The organism is Streptomyces sp. NPDC040432, assembly GCF_055595445.1.
In genome coordinates this window covers 208,312-227,973 of record NZ_JBVIVP010000006.1, presented here as the reverse complement: position 1 = coordinate 227,973, position 19,662 = coordinate 208,312, and the positions used below count along the sequence as shown (strand labels likewise).

Here is a 19,662-nt window from a genome sequence, read left to right as displayed (position 1 = left end):
GGCGCCCGGGCAACCGCCCGGACGCCCCGCCCGTCCTCCGTTCCCTGTCCGTCAGGGTGGGCGTCAGCTCCGGTCGGGGCGGTCGGTGACCCGCAGGGTGTTCAGCAGGGGCTTGCCGAATCCGTTGTGCGTGACGAACCGGAGGTTGAGGACCCCGTCCGTGACGGTGACCGTGTAGCTCTTCGTCAGGGCGGTGTAGGTGCCCGCCTCCAGGGAGACGTCCAGGGAGGGCAGGACCTGGGCGCCCTCCGCCAGGACGTCGAAGACGCGCTTGTTCGGCTTGGCGGAGGAGAGCTCGGCGAAGCCCAGTTCCACCGTGTAGGTGCCGTTCGGCACGTTGTCGAAGCGGTATTCGTACATGCCCTCACGGGCGTTGCGGAACAGCCGCTGGTCGTCCGTGCCGGCGATGGTGCGGCCGGTGGACTGGACGGTGGCGTTGCCCTGGTAGCCGTAGGACCCGGGGGTGTACTTGCGGTCCGGGGACCATGCGTCGCCCGCGGCGTCGGTGGCGGGGTAGTCGGAGCCCGCGTCCAGGGCGAGCTGGTAGCGCGGGATCACGATCTTGACCGGGACCGTGAGGACCGGGTTGCGGCCACTGGCCGAGGTGATCTTCAGGTCCGCGGTCAGTACGGTGCCGGGGGCGAGGCCCTCGGTGTCCACCGCGAGGTTGAGCGCCGTCCTGCCTCCGGTCGGCAGGTTCCCGTCGGCCGGGGTGGCGGTGAGCCAGGCGGCGTCCTCGGTCACCGTGAACGCCGTGCCGAGGCCGGGGTTGGTGAGGTCGAGGGTACGGGTGCGCTTCTGGCCGGCGGGCAGGACGACCTCCACCGCGGACTTGGCGGCGGTGACCTTGCCGGTGCGCAGGGACTGGGTCACGGTCGTGACGTCGGCCGCCTTGACGTCGACGGTCGCCTGCGCGGACTCGTAGGACGGGGCCGTCAGGGAGACCGGGCGGTTCCCGGACGGGCTCTGGACGACGTAGCCGCCGTCCGCGGCCGTGACGGCGGAGACGGCGGTGTCGCCGCTGCCGACGGTCACGGTGGCGCCGCCGACGCCGTTGCCGTCGTTGGCGTCGAGGACCCGGCCGGCCACGACACCGCTCTTGGTGGTCCGGAAGCCGATGGACAGGCCGTCGGTGATGACCGGGGTGTTGAAGGAGTACTTGAAGGCGTCGGTGCCGGTGGCGTTCTCCAGGCCGACGGTGGCGGTCGAGCCGCCCTTGATGCCGGTGCCGCCCGTGCCCTTGTAGGAGTAGGTCACGGTGCCGTCCTCACCGATGGCCGCGGCGAAGGAGAACTTCTCCGCCTGCGCCGACCAGTGGGACACCTCGCGCCACTCGATCACGTAACTGCGGTGCGGGGCCGTGCCGGTGACGGCGGTGAATACGCCCGAGCCGCTGCCCGCCGCGCCGACGACGAGGTCGTCCCAGAAGGGGTACAGGGCCGCGTTGGGAGTGGCCGTGCTCGGCAGGTCGCCGTTGATGTCACCGGTGTGGTTGCCACCGAAGCTGACGGTGCCGTTCGTCCCGATCCAGGCCTGGGCGTACGTCTTTCCGTACAGCGGCAGCGGGAACGGGAGGTCGACGCGCTCGGTGGTGTTGTCGCCGGTCAGCGCGAGCTGCCGGTTCCCCGGGGAGTAGGGGCGGTCGCCGGCGGCGCAGGCGTAGCCGTAGCCGTCGGTGCGTTCGGGGAGGTTGATGCTGGTGGTGGTGTCCCCGCCGACGGTGACCCTCGCCGTTCCTCCGGTGACGCAGCGGGAGGAGTGCGTCGCGTTCACGTCGTACGTGCCGTGCGGCAGGGTCACCTCGAAGCGGCCCTGTGCGTCGGCGGTGGCGGTCACGGGGGTGTCCGCGATGGTGACGGTGGCGCCCGCGGCGGGCCCGGCGGCCGAGGAAACGGTACCGGTGAGCTTGCCGGAGGCGGCCTGGACGAGGGTGAAGTCCCCGGTGGCAGTGCCGTTCTCGGTCACCGTCGCGGTCAGGGTCTGCTGTCCGTAGCCGAACTTGGCGGCGGTCAGCGCGTAGTCACCGACCGAGAGGGCGGCGAACCGGTAGCTGCCGTCGGCGGCCGTGGTGGCCGTGCGGTCGATCGGGCCGTCGGCGGTGACCTTGACCCCGGCGACGGGCTCGCCGCCCGCGGCGCGGACGGTACCGCCGAGTGCGCCGATGGCACCGCGCGGGGCGGCGTTCACTGCGGCCAGGACGTCGAGCCGGCCTTCGCCGAAGACGTTGTTGTCGGCCGGGGTGCCGCCGCACTGGCTGCTGTCGGTGTCCTCGGCGGTACCGTCCAGGAGGGACTCGGTCTGCGCGACGTCGCCTTCGAGGGCGGGTGCGGCGGACCACAGCAGGGCCACGGCGGCCGCGGTGTGCGGCGATGCCATGGAGGTCCCGGAGAACGCCTCGTAGCCGCCGCCGGGGACGGAGGATCGGACGTTCACGCCGGGCGCTGCGATGTTCGGCTTGATGATGCCGCCGGGGCCGGCGCCGCGCGAGGAGAAGGGCGCGATCGTGTTGTTGATGTCGAACGCGCCGGAGCTGTAGGAGTTCGCGTAGTCGCCCGGGGAGCCGCTGGTGGAGCAGCCCGGTCCGGCGTTGCCGTTGGAGAAGGCCGGGAAGATCCCGGCGGCGCGCCAGGTGTTGACGATCTCCTGGTACCAGGTGTCGCCGCCCGAGCCGCCCCATGAGTTGTTGACGATGTGCGGGGCCAGGTCGGGACGCGGGTTCTGGCCGTTGAGGTCGGTCGGTGCGACGATCCACTGGCCGGAGGCGAGCAGGGAGGCCTCGGAGCAGGAGTTGGACTCGCAGCCCTTGGCGGCGATCCACTTGGCCCCCGGGGCCACGCCGATCTTGTTGGCGCCGCCGTCGTCGCCGACCATGGTGCCCATCGTGTGGGTGCCGTGGTCGTTGTTGTCGCAGGGCGCGGCGGTGTCGCAGACACCCGCCGGGTCGAACCAGTTGTAGGCGTGGTCGTACGACCCGTCCGCGTTCTTGCCGCGGTACTGGTTGTTCACCGCCGGGTGCGTGTGGTCGACACCGCTGTCGATGTTCGCGACGACGATGCCCTCACCCCGGACCCCGAGCTGGTCCCACACCTGGGGTGCCTTGATCCGGTCGATGTTCCATTCGACGGCGTCGGCGAGGGCCTTCTCCCGGTGGCCCTCGGCGGGCTTGGGGAGGGTGACCTTGTCGTCGGCGTCGATGCGCGAGACCTCGGGGCGCTGCGCGAGGGACCCGGCGAGCTTTTGGCTGCCGACGACGCGCACCGCGTTGACGATCCAGTACGAGGTGTACTCGGCCTTCGCTCCGTCCAGGGCCTTGAGGACCTCGGCCTGACTACGGGCGGCGTGGTCCTTCTTCAGCCGCAGAACCGTTTCGGCCTTCGCGGCGCGGGTCTGCTGTTTCCCCGCGGCGGTCAGGTCGGCGGCGCTGTCGAGATACACCCAGAAGACGGCCTTGGCCGACTCGTCGAGCTGGGTGCGGAGCTTGGGTTCGATCTTGCGCTCGGCCGCGCTCGGTGCGGGGCCGGGTTCCGGCGCGGCGGCGGCGACACCCGCGCCGACGGGCAGGAGCAGGACCGAGGTGAGCGCGGCGAGCGCCGCGCGTAAGGATCGTCTGTTGCGTTGGGCCACGTGGGGTCTCCTCGTACGCCGTGGACAGGTTGTACGGAAAGTGCGCATGTGACGTGCGCGGGTCATGGTGAACGAGGTGCCATGCTCATTACAAGAGGGCCTTATGAGCCGAACCCGGTGCCGGCGCGGCCGGGACCGGAGCGTCCTCCGGGTGGCCTTCGGCCACGGCGCGGGCCAGCCTGGGGACATGACCTCACCCGCGCCCGACGTCCCCCTCGGAACGGCTCGGGGCCGGTGGATCCTGTTCACCACCGTCCTCGGATCGGCCATGGCGTTGCTGGACTCGACCGTGGTGAACGTGGCGCTCCCCCGGATCGGGCGGGATCTCGACGCCGACCTGGCCGTCCTCCAGTGGACGGTGAACGCCTACCTGCTGACCCTGGCCGGGCTGATCCTCGTCGGCGGGGCGCTCGGCGACCGCTTCGGGCGTCGGCGGATCTTCGTCCTCGGCGTGGTGTGGTTCGCGGCCGGTTCCCTGCTGTGCGGGCTGGCGCCGAACGCCGGGGTGCTGATCGCGGCCCGCGCCCTGCAAGGGATCGGCGGCGCACTGCTGACACCCGGCTCCCTCGCGCTGATCCAGGGCTCGATCCGGGCGCAGGACCGGGGCAGGGCCGTCGGCCTGTGGTCGGGCCTCGGCGGCGTCGGCGCGGCGGTGGGGCCCTTCCTCGGCGGCTGGCTGGTGGACGGACCGGGCTGGCGGTGGGTGTTCCTGCTGAACGTGCCGCTCGCCGCGCTGTGCGTGCCCGTCGCCCTGAAACACGTACCGGAGTCGAGGGACCCGCAGGCGCACGGGAGGTTCGACGTGCTGGGCGCGGTGTTGGGGGCGGCCTCACTGGCGCTGCTCACCTACGCGTTGATCGAGGCCCGGTCCGGATCCCCGTTCGTCGTCGCGGCGGCCGTGGGCGGGCTCGTACTGGCCGGCGCGTTCGTGGCCGTCGAACGGCGGCGGGCCGACCCGATGGTGCCGCCCGACATCTTCGCCTCCCGCCAGTTCACGGCCGTCAACCTGGTCACCGTCTGCGTGTACGCGGCCTTCGGCGGCTTCTTCTTCCTCATCGTGCTCCAGCTCCAGGTCGTCTCCGGGTACTCGGCGCTGGCCGCCGGCGCCGCGCTGCTGCCGACCACCGCCCTGATGCTGCTGCTGTCGGCCCGCTCCGGTGAGCTCGGGGAGCGCATCGGCCCCCGGATCCCGCTGACGGTGGGTCCGCTGCTGTGCGCGGCCGGCATGCTGCTCACGCTGCGCGCCGGCCCCGACGCGTCCTATGTGGCGGACGTGCTGCCCGCCCTGCTCGTCCTGGGCGCGGGCATGGTGACCCTGGTGGCCCCGCTGACGGCGACCGTCCTGGCCTCCGTGGACCCCGGGCGGGCCGGGCTGGCCAGCGGCATCAACAACGCCGCCGCCCGCGCCGCCGGTCTCCTGGCCGTCGCCGCGCTGCCGCTGCTGGCGGGGATGGGCCCGGACGCCTACCTGTCCGCGGACGCCTTCGACGCCGCGTTCCGACGGGCCATGCCCTGGTGCGCGGGGGTGCTCGTGGCCGGATCCGTGCTGGCCTGGGCCACCGTGCGCTCCCCCGCGCCCGGGGCGCCCCACCCTCAGTGCCGCACCCAGTGCGGGGTCACCGCGCCGCCGCTGGAGCCACCGGGAACGACGGCGAAGTGAGCCCGGGCGACGTGGGCGTGGGGCGAAGTGGGCGGCGGGGGCTGGTGCGGCCGGGGCGGGTGCGGCGGTCTTGGGTGCGGCGGCGGGCCGGGGCCGCACGTACGGTGGGAACGGGGCCTTCCGCGGAGGTGAGAATGTCCGACGCCCCACTGGTCCCGCGGCGCGCGGTCACCGTCGGCGACGCGGAACGCGTCGGGAACGCCGCCCGGGCCGCGAATTCGGGTTCAACTTCGGGTTGGGCTTCGGGTTCGGCTTCGGGCGCAGGCGCGGGTTCGGGCGCAGGGGCGGGTTCGGGCGCGCGTTCCGGCGCGGCGGTCCCGTCGTGCTCGCGGGCGCCGGCGCCGACCCCCACGGGCGGCTGACCCGTGTGCTGGAGCGCGGCGGCGGACCTCACGGCGGGCACGGTCGTCTCCGGCGTCGGGGTCGTGTGCCTGGCACGCGTGCGGCGGGCCCGCGACATGCCCGTCGCCGCGCTGCCGCTCCTGCTGGGCGTCCACCAGCTGGTGGAGACCGCAGTCTGGAGCTCCGGCGGCGGCTGCGGCCCCGCCACCACCGCCTGGGCCGTGATCGCCCTGCCGGTGCTGCCGCTGTGGGTGCCGATCGGGGTACTGCCGGCCGCCGGGCCGGGTGCCCCGCGCCGGCTGTGGGTACCGGTCGCCGTCGGCGCCGCCACGGCCGCCGTCCTCATCCACTGTCTGGCCACTCGGCCGGTGACCGCCGAGGTCCGCGGGCACGTCCTCGGCTACGCACTGAACGTGCCCTACGTCCCGCTCGTCCTCGCCGGATACCTGGGATCCACCCTCGGCGCCCTGCTGCTCACCGCCGACCGACGGCTGCGGCTGCTGGGAGCCGTCCTGGCGGTCGGGGCGGCGCTCTGCGCGGCGCTGTGGCGACTGGAATTCGCCTCCACCTGGTGCGCGTTCGCGGCGGTGGCCTCCGTGCTCGTGCTCGGCTGGGTGGGACGGCCGCCGCCGGCGGCGGGGTCCCCTTACTGGTTCTCGGCGCCCAGTACGAAGAGGAGGTAGACGAAGAAGGCGAAGAGGTGGCCCACGAACAGGTAGGCGATCAGTCTGATGATCAGGCCGCGCGGGAACTTGGACTCGATGCGGCTGATCAGGGTCGGCGCGGACGCCGCCTCGGCCGGCTCGGTGACCTCCGCCGGCGCGGCGCTCCCGGTCCGCGCGGTGTTCTCGGTGACGTGCGGCACGTTCTCTCCCTCGTACTGCGACTGGATCTGCGGCTGGGGCTGGGGCTGCGACACGGGTGCGGCTCCTCGGTCAGCGGGGGTGGTGCTCGGCGCCGCCGAGGCACAGCCCCGCGAGGCTGCTCTGGAGCAGTGTGTGGACGAACAGCAGGTCGACTCCGCCGGCCGTGGCCGCGGCGATCCGGTGCGGGGTGAGCGAGTCGAAGTGCGCGCTGTCCCCCGGCTCCAGCAGGTGCTCGCTCTCCCCCAGGTGCAGCCGTAGCCGCCCCGCGAGGACGTACAGCCATTCCTCCCCGGGATGGACGCGCACCAGTTCGCCCTGCCCGCGCTCCCGCGTCCCCTTCACGACCGCGGCCGGGGCGGGCACGTGCACCCGCAGCGCCTGCATGCCGCGGCCGGAGCCGCCGGCCTGCCAGTACGTCCAACCGTCGGCCTCGCGGGCGCCCGGACCACCGGCCCGTACGATGGGATCGGCCGTGGCCGGGGTTTCACCGAGCAGCTCGGAGACGGTGGTCCCGTAGGTGCGGGCGAGTCCGAGCAGCAGCGGCAGCGAGGGCTGACGGCGCCCGGTCTCCAGGCGGGACAGGTGCGCGGGCGAGAGCCGGGCCCGCGCGGCAGCCGCCTCCAACGTCAGTCCTGCACGTCGGCGCAGGTCACGCAATTGCGGGGCCACGGTGGGGAGCTCGGCGGGGATGCCGTCGGGCGCTTCGCGGTCCGGATCGGGCTCGGGACCGGCCGTGTCGTCGTCGGGACCGTCCCCGGGGGCGGGAGTCATACTCCGATTGAGCCAGAGACTTGCCTTTCTGGCAATGTTGCTTGCCTCCGAGGCAAAATCACTCGTCCTCGGCCTGCGCGGACCGCGCGGCATCGTCCGGGCCGGTGTCCCGGCCGGCGTCCGCGCCCGTCCCCGCGCGGGCACCCTGCGCGAGTACGGTCTCCACCGTATCCGCCTCCCCCGCCGTTTTGTCCGGGCGGTGGCGCAGTACGCGGGCGAAGCGCAGTGCCACGCCCGCCGGGTAGCGGGTGGAGCGTTGCAGGCCGTCGTAGGCGATCTCGACGACGAGTTCCGGCCGGACCCGCACGGTGTACCCGTCGTCCTCCACCGCCAGTTCGCCCAGCCGCTCCGTCTGCCAGGCCAGCATGGCGTCGGTGAGGCCCTTGAAGGTCTTGCCGAGCATGGCGTAGGTACCGTCGGCCGCCCGGGCACCGAGGTGCAGGTTCGACAGGAGACCGGTACGGCGGCCGTTGCCCCGTTCCACCGCGAGCACCACCAGGTCGAGGGTGTGCACGGGCTTCACCTTGAGCCACTGTTTTCCGCGCCGGCCGGCCGCGTAGGCGGAATCGAGCGCCTTGACCACGACCCCTTCGTGACCCCGGTCCAGGGTTCGCGTCCAGAACTCCTCGGCGCCCGCCTTCCCCGTCACCGGGTCCTCCGTCACCAGACGGCCCACCCGGTGGGCCTCGGGGACCAGCGCGGCGAGTTCCGCGTACCGCTCGCGCACGCCGAGGTCGAGCAGGACCCTGTCCCCGGACAGGAGCAGGTCGAAGAAGTAAGCGGTCACGGGGAGCGTCCGGCGCGCGGCGGCCACGTCCAGCCGGGAGCCCACCCGCGCCGCGATCTCCTGGAAGGGCACGGGACGGCCGTCGGGGGTCTGCCCGATGACCTCACCGTCCAGGATGAACCGCTCCCCGGGGAAGGTGCGGACCAGTTCGGCCACCTCGGGGAGCCGGTCGGTGATCTCGTCGAGGGAGCGGGTGTGGATGCGTACGTCGTCCCCGTCGCGGTGCACCTGGACGCGGATGCCGTCGAGCTTCTCCTCGACCGCGCAGGGCCCGAGCGCGGTCAGGGCCGCGGCAACGGACGGGGCCGTGCCGGCCAGCATGGGCTGGACGGGCCGTCCGACCCGGAGGGTCACCCGCTTCAGCGCGGCCGCCCCCTCGGCCAGGACTGCGGCGGCGACCCGGGGCAGCGATCCGTCGAGCATCACGGCCCGGCGCAGCGCGGCCGCCGGCACCCCGGCCGCGGCGGCCACCCCGTCAAGGGCCACGGCGTCCAGGGCGCCCTGCCGGACCTCCCCGGACAGCAGGCTGCGCAGGAACCGCTGTTCCGGCTCGGTCGCGGCGCCCATCAGGGTGTCGACGATCCGGGCGCGCTCGGCCTGCGCGCCGGGCCCGGCGACGGCGGCGAGGGCGGAGACGGCGGCGTCGACGCCCGTCACGGTGAGCGAGGGCTCGGCTGCGGGTTCGCTCGCGCGGCCGAGCGTGCGCCATCCGACGCCCGGCCGGCCCTGCGGCAGGCGCCCGGCGAGGTAGGAGACGACCAGGGCCGCCTCCTCGGGCGGAGCGGCGGCGAACAGGTCGGCCAGCAGGGCCGTCTTGCGGGAGCGGGCGGAGGTCTCGGCCACCTCCCGCGACACCCTCGCGACCTCGGAGAGCAGCATGCGGTCCATCCTGCCGCCGACGTGCCCGCGGCGCAGCCCGGGTCCGGCCCGGGGCGGATACCGCGGCCGGGTACCGCAGGTGCGGTACGCGGGTGACCGGGTGTAGTCCTTGAGAAGGTGCGGGGCTACACCTGAAGGAGCTCGGGTCGGGGGACCAGGGGCTTTAGGGTTTCGGTATGAAGCTCCGACTGCCACGGCGCCGCCGAGACCGCCTGCTCTCCGGTGTCGCCGCGTTCGCCGTCCTGGCCGGCGCCGGAACCTGGACCGCGGCCGCCGCGGCCGGGGACGCGCCGGCCGTGCACCGCCAGGACCAGGTCCTGAACCTGCCCGGTGCCGGGATCGACACCTCCTACTTCACGGCCGGCGGCGGGAACGGGAAACGACCCGCGGTGCTGCTGGGCCACGGCTTCGGCGGGAGCAAGGAGGACGTGCGCGCGCAGGCCGAGCGGCTGGCGCGCGACGGGTACGCCGTCATGACCTGGTCGGCGCGCGGATTCGGCCGCTCCGGCGGGCTGATCGGGCTCAACGACCCGGACCACGAGGTCAAGGACGTGTCCGCGCTCGTCGACTGGCTGGCGAAGCGCCCCGAGGTGCGGCTGGACGCCGCCGGTGACCCCCGGGTGGGCGTCGCGGGCGCCTCGTACGGGGGCGCCGTCTCCCTGTTGGCCGCGGGCCATGACCGGCGGGTCGACGCGATCGCGCCGCAGATCACGTACTGGAACCTCGCCGACTCGCTCTTCCCGCAGGGCGTGTTCAAGAAGCTGTGGACCGGCATCTTCTTCACCACCGGCGCGGCGGGCGGCCTCCAGGGCGGTCCGCAGGCGCCGACGGCCGCGGGCCCGACTGCGGCTGCGGCCACCGGTTCGGGCTGCGGACGGTTCGAGCCGCAACTGTGCGCCATGTACGAGCGGGTCGCGGTGGCCGGCAAGCCCGACGCCGAGGCCCGGGAACTGCTGGAGCGGCGCAGCCCCTCCGCCGTGGGCGACCGGATCAAGGTTCCGGCGCTGATCGTGCAGGGCCAGGACGACTCCCTCTTCCCCCTCGACCAGGCCGACGCCATGGCGAAGGCCATCGCGGGGAACGGCGCGCCCGTCTCCGTGGACTGGGCAGCCGGTGGTCACGACGGCGGCATGCGCGAATCCGACCGGATCGAGGGACGGATCACGGCCTGGTTCGACCGGTACCTCAAGGACGACGAGGGCGTGGACACCGGCCCGGCCTTCCGGGTCTCCCGCTCCGGCGGCATCGACTCCACCGACGGGCAGATCAAGCTCCGCGGCGCGACCGGCGACACCTACCCGGGGCTCGGCTCCACGCCACGCGAGTTCACCCTGTCGGGTCGCGAGCAGACCTTCGCGAACCCGGCGGGCGGCACGCCGCCCGCACTGTCGGCCCTGCCCGGCATCGGTGGACAGCTCGCCGCTCTCGGGACCGGTGTCGCCCTGGACTTCCCCGGGCAGAACGCCCGCTTCGAATCGGAGCCGCTGACCGAGGACGTGCGGATCACCGGCACCCCGGCCGTAACCCTGAAGGTGAGGTCGACGGCCGGCGACGGTTCGGCCGTCCTGTTCGGCAAGGTGTACGACGTCGGCCCCGACGGTCGGCAGCAGGTGCTGCCGAACCAGCTGGTCGCCCCGGTGCGGGTGGAGGACGCCCGTGAGACCGCGACCGTCCGGCTGCGGCTCCCGGCCATCGACCACGCCGTCCGGGCCGGGCACCGGCTGCGGCTGGTGGTCGCCGCCACCGACCTCGGCTACGCCTCACCCGCCGCACCGGCCGCGTACACCGTCTCGGCGGAGGGCCCGCTGGCCGTGCCCGTCGCGGACGGGGTCGCGACCGCCGCCGCCGACCTGCCCGCCTGGACCTGGTGGCTGCCGCTCGGCGCGGTGGCGCTCGCCGTGGCGCTCCTCGGGATCCGGCGCACCGGCGGGGGTCGCGGCGGGAGCCGGGTGGGAGAAGCGCAGCCCGAACCCGCACTGGCCGACGTACCGCTGGACATCACCGGGCTGACGAAGCGCTACGCCAAGGCCGCGGACCGGTACGCGGTGCGGGACCTGTCCTTCCGGGTGGAGAAGGGGCAGGTGCTCGGTCTGCTCGGACCCAACGGCGCCGGGAAGACCACCACCCTGCGGATGCTGATGGGGTTGATCTCGCCGGACGCCGGGGAGATCCGGGTCTTCGGGCACCCCATCCGGCCCGGGGCTCCGGTGCTGTCGCGGGTCGGGGCGTTCGTGGAAGGCGCCGGTTTCCTGCCGCACCTGACGGGCCGCGCCAACCTGGAGCTGTACTGGCAGGCCACGGGCCGTCCCGCCGAGGACGCGCACCTGGCGGAGGCGCTGGAGATCGCCGGGCTCGGCGACGCGCTGGAGCGTGCGGTGCGGACGTACTCGCAGGGCATGCGCCAGCGGCTCGCCATCGCGCAGGCCATGCTCGGCATGCCGGACCTGCTGATCCTCGACGAACCGACCAACGGCCTGGACCCGCCGCAGATCCGCGAGATGCGGGACGTGATGATCCGCTACGCCGCCGCGGGGCGGACCGTCATCGTCTCCAGCCACCTCCTGTCGGAGGTGGAGCAGTCCTGCACGCACCTGGTCGTCATGGACCGGGGCCGGCTCGTGCAGGCGGGGGAGGTCGCCGAGATCACCGGCGGCGGCGACACCCTGCTGGTCACGTTGGAGGGGCCGGTGGACGCCGTGACCGTGGAGAAGGTCGCGGCCCTGGAGGGGGTCGGCTCCGTGCTGCCCGCCGACGAGGGGCTCCTCGTCCGGCTCGACGGCGTCAGCGCCGCCGGGCTGATCGCCGAACTCGTACGGCTGGACGTCCCGGTGTCGGCGGTGGGGCCGCACCGGCGGCTGGAAGACGCGTTCCTCACCTTGATCGGAGGTGCGGCGTGAGCGCCGTACAGCAGGAGACCGCGCCGGGCTACCGGGCGAACCGCACCCTGCCGCTGCGGGTGGAGGCACTGCGGCAGTGGCGCCGGCGGCGGACGCTGGTGATGGCCGGCGTGCTGGCCGCACTGCCGTTCGTCATGATCATCGCTTTCGCGGTGGGTGGTGGCGACGACGGTCCGGGCGGCGGCAACGGCCGGATCAGCCTCATCGACACGGCGACGGAGTCGGGCGCGAACTTCGCGGTCACCTGCCTGTTCGTGTCCGCCGGATTCCTGCTGGTGGTGCCCGTGGCGCTGTTCTGCGGGGACACGGTGGCCTCCGAGGCCGGCTGGTCCTCGCTGCGCTACCTGCTGGCCTCGCCGGTGCCCCGGGCCCGGCTGCTGTGGAGCAAGTTGGTCGTGGCCCTCGGGTTCAGCCTGGCGGCGATCGTGCTGTTGCCGGTGGTGGCACTGGCGGCGGGCACGGCCGCGTACGGCTGGGGGCCGCTGAAGCTGCCGACGGGCGGGGCGCTGCCGGCCGCGGACACGCTGCCGCGGATCGCGCTGGCCGTGGCGTTCGTCTTCGTCTCGCAGTTGGTCACGGCCGGGCTCGCGTTCTGGTTGTCGACGCGGACGGACGCGCCGTTGGGCGCGGTGGGCGGGGCGGTCGGCCTGACGATCGTCGGGAACGTGCTGGACGCCGTCACCGCCCTCGGGTCGTGGCGCGAGTTCCTGCCCGCGCACTGGCAGTTCGCGTGGGCGGACGCCTTGCAGCCGCAGTTGGAGTGGGGCGGGATGATCAAGGGCGCCGCGGTGTCGGTGTCGTACGCCGTGGTGCTGTTCGCGCTGGCCTTCCGGGGGTTCTCGCGCAAGGACATCGTGTCCTGAGCCGGCCGCCCGGCCCGCATCCGGCCCGAGGGCCCCGCACCCCGCGCGACGGCGGGGTGCGGGGTCCTCGGGCGTTCGGGGCGGGCCGGGCGGGCGGCCCGGCCGGCTGATGGAAACGGCCCGGGCGGCCCGGGAGCCCGGGCGGCCCGCTAGGGCAGTGGAAGGACGCGTACGGGTGAGCCGTCGAGGAAGGCGAGGACGTCCTCGACGGCCTCGCCGTAGTACGTGGCGTAGTTGGCCCGTGTGACGTAGCCCAGGTGCGGCGTCGCCAGGAGGTTCGGGGCGGTCCGCACCGGGTCCTCGGCGGGCAGCGGCTCCGTGTCGAAGACGTCGAGGGCCGCGCCCGCGATGCGCCCCTCGCGCAGGGCGTCGAGGAGCGCGTCCTGGTCGACGATGGCGCTGCGGGAGGTGTTGACCAGGTGGGCGTGCGGTCGCATCAGGGCCAGTTCGGGCGCCCCGATCAGGCCCCGGGAGCGGTCGCCGAGCGCGAGGTGGACGGAGACGAAATCGGCGTCCGCGAGGAGTTCCTCCAGGGATCCGGCGAGGGCGACGCCCACCTCGTCGGCACGTTCCTTCGTGAGGTTGGCGCTCCAGGCCGACACCTCCATGCCGAAGGCGAGGCCGATCCGCGCGACCCGGCTGCCGATCTTGCCGAGACCGAGGAGGCCCAGGCGTCGACCGTGCAGGTCGGCGCCGACGGTCCGCTGCCAAGGTCCCTCACCCGACCGCAGGCCCGCGGCCTCCACCGCGATCCCCCGGGCCAGGCCGAGGAGCAGGGCCCACGTCAGTTCCACGGGTGGGGTGGAGGAGCTGGCGGTGCCGCACACGGTCAGGCCGGTGCGCGCGGCGGCCTCGTAGTCGATCACCGAGTTGCGCATGCCGCTCGCGACGAGCAACTTGAGGCGGGGCAGCCGCTCCAGGAGGCTCGCCGGGAACGGCACCCGCTCGCGGAGCGTGACGACGAGGTCGAACCCGGCGAGACGGGCGGCCAGTTCGTCCTCGTCGTCGAGGTGGTCGTCGAACGTGACCACCTCGACGCCCCGAGCGGCGACCGCCGACCAGTCCGCGAGGGTGGTGGCCGCGCCCTGGTAGTCGTCGAGGACGGCGCAGCGCAGGGGCTCCGCCGCGGGGGTGGCGTCCGTCATGCGGGGCTCCCCGCGACGGTGTCGATCTCCGCGAGGAGTTCCGCCTCCAACGGGCGGTCGGCGACGGCCGCGTTGGCGCGGACCTGCTCCGCGGAGGTGGCGCCCGCGATGACGGAGGCGCAGCCGGGCCGGGCCGAGAGCCAGCCGATGGCGAGTTCCAGCACCGTGCGGTCGTACTTCTCGGCGATGGCGGCGAGCGCCTCCACGGTGTCGAGGCGCTCCTCGGTGAGGTAGGCGTCGCGCCCTTCGAGTCGGGAGCCGGCCGGGACCGCCGCGCCGCGCCGGATCTTGCCGGTGAGCAGGCCGTTGGCGAGCGGGAAGTACGGCAGGACGCCCACTCCGTAGTGCAGGGCCGCGGGCACGAGTTCCCGTTCGGCGGACCGCTGGAGCAGCGACCATTCGTTCTGCGCCGACACGAACGGCGTGGCGCCCGTCTCGCGGGCGACGTGGGCGGCTTCGGCGAGCTGCCAGCCGCTGAGGTTGGAGTGCCCGATGTAGCGGATCTTTCCCTCGGTGACGAGCTCGGTGAGCGCGGCGAGGGTTTCGGCGATCGGAGTGGTCGGGTCGGGGCTGTGGAGCTGGTAGAGGTCGATGTGGTCGGTGTCCAGACGGCGCAGTGAGGCCTCCACCGCGCGCCGGATGTAGGCGCGACCGCCGCGGGCGCCGGCGGCGGCCCCGTATCCCATGTCGACGCCGTCGTAACCGAACTTGGTCGCGAGGACGACCTGGTCGCGGCGGCCCTTGAGGGCTTGGCCGAGGTGGCTCTCGGAGCCGCCGCTGCCGCCGTAGATGTCGGCGGTGTCGAGAAGGGTGATTCCCGCGTCGAGGGCTGCGTCGACGACGGCGCGGGTGGCTCGGGCGTCGAGCCGGCCGCCGAAGTTGTTGCAGCCCAGGCCGACGGCGGAGACCTGAAGTCCTGAACGGCCCAGGGGCTTGTGGTGCATGTGCTTCGCTCCTCCGTGATCGTCCGGTGCCGGAACGGCAAGTGATCACTCTAGGGCCGCCCGATCGGGAGGAGTAGTACGGCCCGTGAACTCCGCGTCACGCCCTTGGGACCCGGTTTCCTCCGGGTTCCGCCGGTCGGGTCCGCGTTGCCGTGTGCGGCGCCCCGGTACGTCGGCGGGGCTCTACGCGGGGCCCCAAGGGCTGTCCCGTAATCCCCGGTGGATCGGCGCGCGGCGTCGGACGCGGTGCCTCGCAAGGCGGAGGAGCGTCCTCGTACCGGGCGTATTCGGGCGTTCCGACAACGCGGCGAGGTGCCGTGGCCGGCGTCGTACGCCCGCCGGGGATTACGGGACAGCCCTCAGCCGATCCGACCCGCGCCCGCGGAGGGCACGGCCCGGCTCACGTGCGGCGGAGTGAATCCGGCTGCGGCGAAGGCCCCGACGACGGCGCGGGTCACCTCGGCCTCGGCGTCCACGTCGATCAGTGCCAGGGCCGAGCCCCCGAAGCCACCGCCCATCATTCGGGCCCCGTACGCTCCGGCGGCGTTGGCGGTGGCCACGGCGAGGTCGAGCTCCGGGCAGGAGATCTCGTAGTCGTCGCGCAGCGAGGCGTGTCCCTCCGTGAGCAGTGGGCCGACGGCGCGCAGCCGTCCCGCGCGCAGTTCCGCCTCGACCCGCAGGACGCGTTCGTTCTCGGTGACGACGTGCCGGACGCGGCGGCGTCCGATCGGGTCGGCGAGCCGGGTCAGCGCCTCGGGCAGGTCCTCGTACGGCAGGTCGCGCAGGGCGGGCAGGCCCAGTGCTTCGGCGGCCCGGTGGCAGGAGGTGCGGCGCCGGGCGTACTCCCCGTCGGCGAGGTCGTGCTTGACGCGGGTGTCCAGGACGAGCAGCCGCAGCCCTGACGCGGCGCAGTCGAAGGGGATGTGGTGTTGTTCGAGGCTGCGGGTGTCGAGGTGCAGGGCGTGCCCCTCGGTGGCGCAGGCCGAAGCCATCTGGTCCATGACCCCGCAGGGCACGCCCACGTAGGCGTTCTCGGCGCGACGTGCGAGGGCGGCCAGCTCCGGGCCGCGCAGCGGGATCCCGTACGACTCGGTGAGGGCGAGGGCCGTGGCCACCTCCAGGGCCGCGGAGGAGGAAAGGCCCGCCCCGGCAGGTACGTCGGACCGCACGTGGAGGTCCGCCCCGCCGACCGGAAGGCCCGCCTCCAGGAGCGCCCACGCCACCCCGGCGGGGTAGGCCGTCCAGCCGGCCGGTCCGCGCGGGGCGCGACCCGGATCGAGGTCGGTGAGGTCCAGGGTGACCACACCGGCGGACACGTCGGCGGAGTGCAGCCTGAGCCGGCCGTCGGTGCGGCGGCTGAGGGCCACCTCCGTGCGTTGCGGTAGCGCGAACGGCAGCGCGAAGCCGTCGTTGTAGTCGGTGTGTTCGCCGATCAGGTTGACCCGGCCGGGCGCGGCCCACACCCCGTCCGGCCCGCTCCCGTACAGGTCCCGGAATTCTCGCGCCGTGCGGTTCACGGGCTCGCCACCTCCCGCAGCCGGGCGGCCGCGTCCTCGGGCCGGACGTCGTTCATGTAGGCCTCCATCCCGGACTCGGTCCCCGCGAGGTACTTCAGCTTGTCCGCGGTGCGTCGGATGGTGAACAGCTCAAGGTGGAGCGCGAAGTCCTCGCGCCCTTCGCCGGTCGGCGCCTGGTGCCAGGCCGAGATGTAGGGCGTCGGTTCGGATCCTGCGAACAGTCGGTCGAAGCGGCGCAGGAGTTCGAGGTAGAGCCCGGGGAGTTCGCCGCGGGCCGCGTCGCCGAGGGCGGGCAGGTCCGGCACCCGGGCGTGCGGATGGAGGTGGACCTCGTAGGGCCAGCGGGCGGCGTACGGGACGAAGGCGGTCCAGTGTTCCCCTTCGAGGACGGTGCGGGTGCCCTCGGCGCGCTCGGCCGCGAGCACTTCCTCGAAGAGGTTGCCGCCGGTGCGGTCCCGGTGCGCGGCGACGGTGGCGAGCATGCGGGTGGTGCGCGGCGTGACGAAGGGGAAGGCGTAGATCTGGCCGTGGGGGTGGGCGAGCGTGACACCGATCTCGGTGCCGCGGTTCTCGAAGCAGTAGACCTGTCGGACGCCTTCGCGCGCGGCGAGTTCGACGGTGCGATCGGTCCAGGCGGCCAGGACCAGTGCGGCACGGGACTCGTCGAGTTCCGCGAAGGAGGTTCCGTGGTCGGGCGTGAAGCAGATGACCTCGCAGCGTCCGGTGTCCCCCGAGAGGGAGGGGAAACGGTTCTCGAAGACGGCCACCTCGTAGTCCGGGGCCGGGACCTCGCTCGCACGTCCTGCGGTGGAGGGGCACAGGGGGCAGTCGGCCGCGGGCGGGAGGTGGGTGCGGCCCTGGCGGTGGGAGGCGATGACGACGGCGTCCCCGAGGAGCGGGTCACGGCGTACTTCGGAGGTGGCGACGCCGGCGCCGGCTTCGAGGGGGCGGGTGTCGGGAACGGCGCGGACGGGGGCGGGGCCGGTTGCCGTGCCCGGGTCCGGATCCGCGTCGTAGTAGAAGATCTCGCGGCCGTCGGCGAGGCGGGTGCTCGTACGTTTCACCCACGGATCCTCTCTCACTGGGGCGTGATCGCGGTCGGGCGGCCGAGATCGGGCCGGTCACTCAGCGGGAGTTCGGTGCCTGGGCGCTCCATTTCCAGGATCACGATCTCGTTCTCGGCGGCGCGCCACAGGGGGCCGGGGGCGTACAGGGTGCGTTGCGGGCCGCGCGGGGTGTCGTAGTTGCCGAGCAGGAAGCCGTTCAGCCAGACCAGTCCGGTTCCCCAGCCGGAGAGGTCGATGAAGGCGTCCGCCGGCGGTTCGTGGGGGGTGTGGCAGAAGCGGTGGAAGGTGGGCTCCGCCGTCGCGTCGGCGCCGTCGGCGTCGGTCGGGGTGGCCTGCTCGGGCCCGGTGCCCGCCGGCGTCGACCAGTCGAGGCCGGTCAGGTCGGTCAACGGCAGAGGGGTGATCTCCCACTCGAACAGGTTCTGGTGGCCGTGGCGCACACCGCGCCAGATGCCCTTGCGGTCGTCGAGCAGCGGCCCGTAGTTCACCCGGCCCCGGGCCCTCACCAGGATGTCGAGTACGACACCCGCCTCTCCGACGGGCAGGTCGATGCCCTCGTCGGGGGCGTTGCGGTCGAGGGTGCCCAGGAGCCGGCCGTCGGCGAAGATGTGGGCGTGGTCCCCGAGGCCGTCGATCCGCACGGGCATGGCGGCGCGCGGCCCGGTGACGGTGGTGCGGTAGTGGATCAGACCGTGGTCCTGCCCCAGCTTCTCCATGGACTCGGGCGCGGGCCTGCGGATTGGGCCGCCGCCAAGGAGCCTGAGCGCCCCCAGGAGCGGGGCGGCGCCGGCCGGGGTCGCGCGGGCGGGGGCCATCCGGGGCGGCGGGGCGGGCAGCGGGCCGTCGGGGAGCGGAAGGTACTTGCCGATGACCTCGCGGAAGGCGTGGAACTTGTCGGTGAGTTCGCCGGCCTCGCCGATCGGGGCGTCGTAGTCGTAGCTGGTGACGGTGGGCAGGTAGCCGGGGTCCGTGGGACGTGACCCGGTGTGGTTGGCGCCCGCCCAGAAGCCGAAGTTGGTTCCGCCGTGTGCCATGTAGAGGTTGACGGAGGCTCCGGTGGCGAGGAGTTCGTCGAGGGATTCGGCGGACTCCCTTACGTCGCGGACGTGGTGGCCCTCTCCCCAGTGGTCGAACCAGCCGATCCAGAACTCCATGGCGGTCAGCGGGCCGGTGCGCTGGTAGCGCCTCAGGACGTCGAACCGTTCGGCGGGTCGGGCTCCGAAGGTGGCCGTCGCCAGCCGGCCGGGGACCGTGCCGCCCTGGAGCATGGCGTCCTGGGCGCCGTCCGCGGTGAACAGCAGGCAGTCGAGACCGCGTCGGGTCAGGGCGTTGTCGACGTGCGCGCGGTATCGCGCGTCGTTGCCGTACGAGCCGTACTCGTTCTCGATCTGCACGGCCACCACGGGGCCCCCGCGGCTCGCGAGGTGGGGCAGCAACTCGGGGACGACGAGGTCGAACCAGCCGTCCACCTCGGCCTGGAAGCGGGGGTCGGAGCACCGCAGGTGCAGGCCGTCGACGGCGAGGAGGCGGGCGGGCAGGCCCCCGAAGTCCCATTCGGCGCAGATGTAGGGTCCGGGCCGGACGATGGCGTCGAGCCCGATGTCCTGGGCGAGGCGCAGGAACCGGCCGACATCGCGCGGGCCGGTGAAGTCGCCCTTGCCCGGGCCGGTCTCGTGGAAGTTCCAGGGGACGTACGTGTCCACGGTGTTGGCCCCCATGGCCCTCAGCCGCCGCAGCCGGTCCTCCCACAGGTCGGGATGGACCCGAAAGTAGTGGAGCGCACCCGAGACGATGCGGTGGGGGCGCCCTGCCCGGCGGAATCCGTCCTGGTCGTGCGTGAGCATGCGCTGGCTCCCGGGAGAGGTCGAGATACCGTGAGGCGGAGGACGGAGCCGAATATATGAACGCCCCGTCCGCCCGGTCAATGACCGGCTGAGCGGATCCGATCGAACCAATCGGATCGATCGGATCGACCGGATCGATCGGATCGAATACCTGCGATGGCCGCACGAACGGACCGTTCGGATCCCGTCCTGGCCCACCGGCCGGCACGGCTCGGACCCGCCGGAAACCAGGGGGCCCTCGTGGGACCACGTGTGGACCGACGTCAGGCGCAGGTGGCGGCGCTCGTACGGGCCCGCGGCAACGTCCGGGGGGCCGGCCCGGCCCACGAGCTCGGCGTTTCGGCCGTCACCGGGCGCCGGGACGCCGAGGCGACGCCCGCCCGGGGCGAGATCCAACGGATGCACGGGGTGATCAGCAGGTCGCAGGACGCACGCCGCGGCTCCCCCGAAGCGTCC

General features: G+C 73.5%; 13 protein-coding genes. 4 read left to right on the top strand and 9 right to left on the bottom strand.

Translation table 11 applies throughout. From position 1 onward, the window contains the following. Positions 1 to 63: 63 nt before the first annotated feature. Complete coding sequence (locus ACZ58N_RS16295) at positions 64 to 3,624, bottom strand: S8 family serine peptidase (RefSeq protein ID WP_471159613.1); 3,561 nt, start codon at positions 3,622 to 3,624, stop codon at positions 64 to 66. Positions 3,625 to 3,811: 187 nt separating this feature from the next. Between ACZ58N_RS16295 and ACZ58N_RS16290 the strand changes: the two genes are divergently transcribed. Together ACZ58N_RS16290 and ACZ58N_RS16285 are read left to right on the top strand one after the other, a co-directional pair. After that, on the top strand, positions 3,812 to 5,284 hold the full coding sequence (locus tag ACZ58N_RS16290; protein ID WP_471159611.1) for an MFS transporter: 1,473 nt from the start codon (positions 3,812 to 3,814) through the stop codon (positions 5,282 to 5,284). 365 nt (positions 5,285 to 5,649) lie between these two features. Beyond that, the gene (locus ACZ58N_RS16285) at positions 5,650 to 6,309 is read left to right on the top strand and encodes a DUF6629 family protein (protein WP_471159609.1); all 660 of its coding nucleotides are present in this window, start codon (positions 5,650 to 5,652) and stop codon (positions 6,307 to 6,309) included. On the opposite strand, the gene ACZ58N_RS16280 is transcribed toward ACZ58N_RS16285, so the two are convergent. Genes ACZ58N_RS16280 through ACZ58N_RS16270 form a run of 3 tightly spaced genes read right to left on the bottom strand, consistent with a single transcriptional unit; the run spans position 6,273 to position 8,929 of the window. After that, positions 6,273 to 6,545 carry a DUF6126 family protein gene (locus ACZ58N_RS16280; protein WP_471159607.1) on the bottom strand — a complete coding sequence of 91 codons (273 nt, stop codon included), beginning with the start codon at positions 6,543 to 6,545 and terminating at the stop codon, positions 6,273 to 6,275. The genes ACZ58N_RS16285 and ACZ58N_RS16280 overlap by 37 nt on opposite strands. A 16-nt stretch (positions 6,546 to 6,561) precedes the next feature. Then, a complete protein-coding gene (locus tag ACZ58N_RS16275) occupies positions 6,562 to 7,263 on the bottom strand; it encodes a helix-turn-helix domain-containing protein (RefSeq protein WP_471159605.1) in 702 nt (233 codons plus the stop codon). 58 nt (positions 7,264 to 7,321) lie between these two features. Next, complete coding sequence (locus tag ACZ58N_RS16270; RefSeq protein ID WP_471159603.1) at positions 7,322 to 8,929, bottom strand: ATP-dependent DNA ligase; 1,608 nt, start codon at positions 8,927 to 8,929, stop codon at positions 7,322 to 7,324. Positions 8,930 to 9,105: 176 nt separating this feature from the next. Between ACZ58N_RS16270 and ACZ58N_RS16265 the strand changes: the two genes are divergently transcribed. Then, on the top strand, positions 9,106 to 11,826 hold the full coding sequence (locus tag ACZ58N_RS16265) for an alpha/beta fold hydrolase (protein WP_471159601.1): 2,721 nt from the start codon (positions 9,106 to 9,108) through the stop codon (positions 11,824 to 11,826). Further along, entirely contained in the window at positions 11,823 to 12,689 is an 867-nt protein-coding gene (locus tag ACZ58N_RS16260; RefSeq protein ID WP_471159599.1) for an ABC transporter permease, read from the top strand. Before ACZ58N_RS16265 ends, ACZ58N_RS16260 begins: the two co-directional genes overlap by 4 nt. Before the next feature lie 149 nt (positions 12,690 to 12,838). Here the strand turns inward: ACZ58N_RS16260 and ACZ58N_RS16255 are convergent, their stop codons facing one another. The 5 genes from ACZ58N_RS16255 to ACZ58N_RS16235 form a co-directional block, all read right to left on the bottom strand. After that, positions 12,839 to 13,834 carry a D-2-hydroxyacid dehydrogenase family protein gene (locus tag ACZ58N_RS16255; RefSeq protein ID WP_471159597.1) on the bottom strand — a complete coding sequence of 332 codons (996 nt, stop codon included), beginning with the start codon at positions 13,832 to 13,834 and terminating at the stop codon, positions 12,839 to 12,841. After that, on the bottom strand, positions 13,831 to 14,778 hold the full coding sequence (locus ACZ58N_RS16250) for an aldo/keto reductase (RefSeq protein ID WP_471159595.1): 948 nt from the start codon (positions 14,776 to 14,778) through the stop codon (positions 13,831 to 13,833). The genes ACZ58N_RS16255 and ACZ58N_RS16250 overlap by 4 nt, the downstream gene beginning before the upstream one ends. Positions 14,779 to 15,137: 359 nt before the next feature. Next, complete coding sequence (galK, locus tag ACZ58N_RS16245) at positions 15,138 to 16,295, bottom strand: galactokinase (RefSeq protein ID WP_471159593.1); 1,158 nt, start codon at positions 16,293 to 16,295, stop codon at positions 15,138 to 15,140. Beyond that, positions 16,292 to 17,359: a galactose-1-phosphate uridylyltransferase gene (gene galT, locus ACZ58N_RS16240; protein ID WP_471159591.1), complete on the bottom strand. Its 1,068-nt coding sequence runs from the start codon at positions 17,357 to 17,359 to the stop codon at positions 16,292 to 16,294. Before galT ends, galK begins: the two co-directional genes overlap by 4 nt. A 14-nt stretch (positions 17,360 to 17,373) precedes the next feature. Further along, a complete protein-coding gene (locus ACZ58N_RS16235) occupies positions 17,374 to 19,206 on the bottom strand; it encodes a glycoside hydrolase family 35 protein (protein WP_471159589.1) in 1,833 nt (610 codons plus the stop codon). Between the last annotated feature and the right edge of the window lie 456 nt (positions 19,207 to 19,662).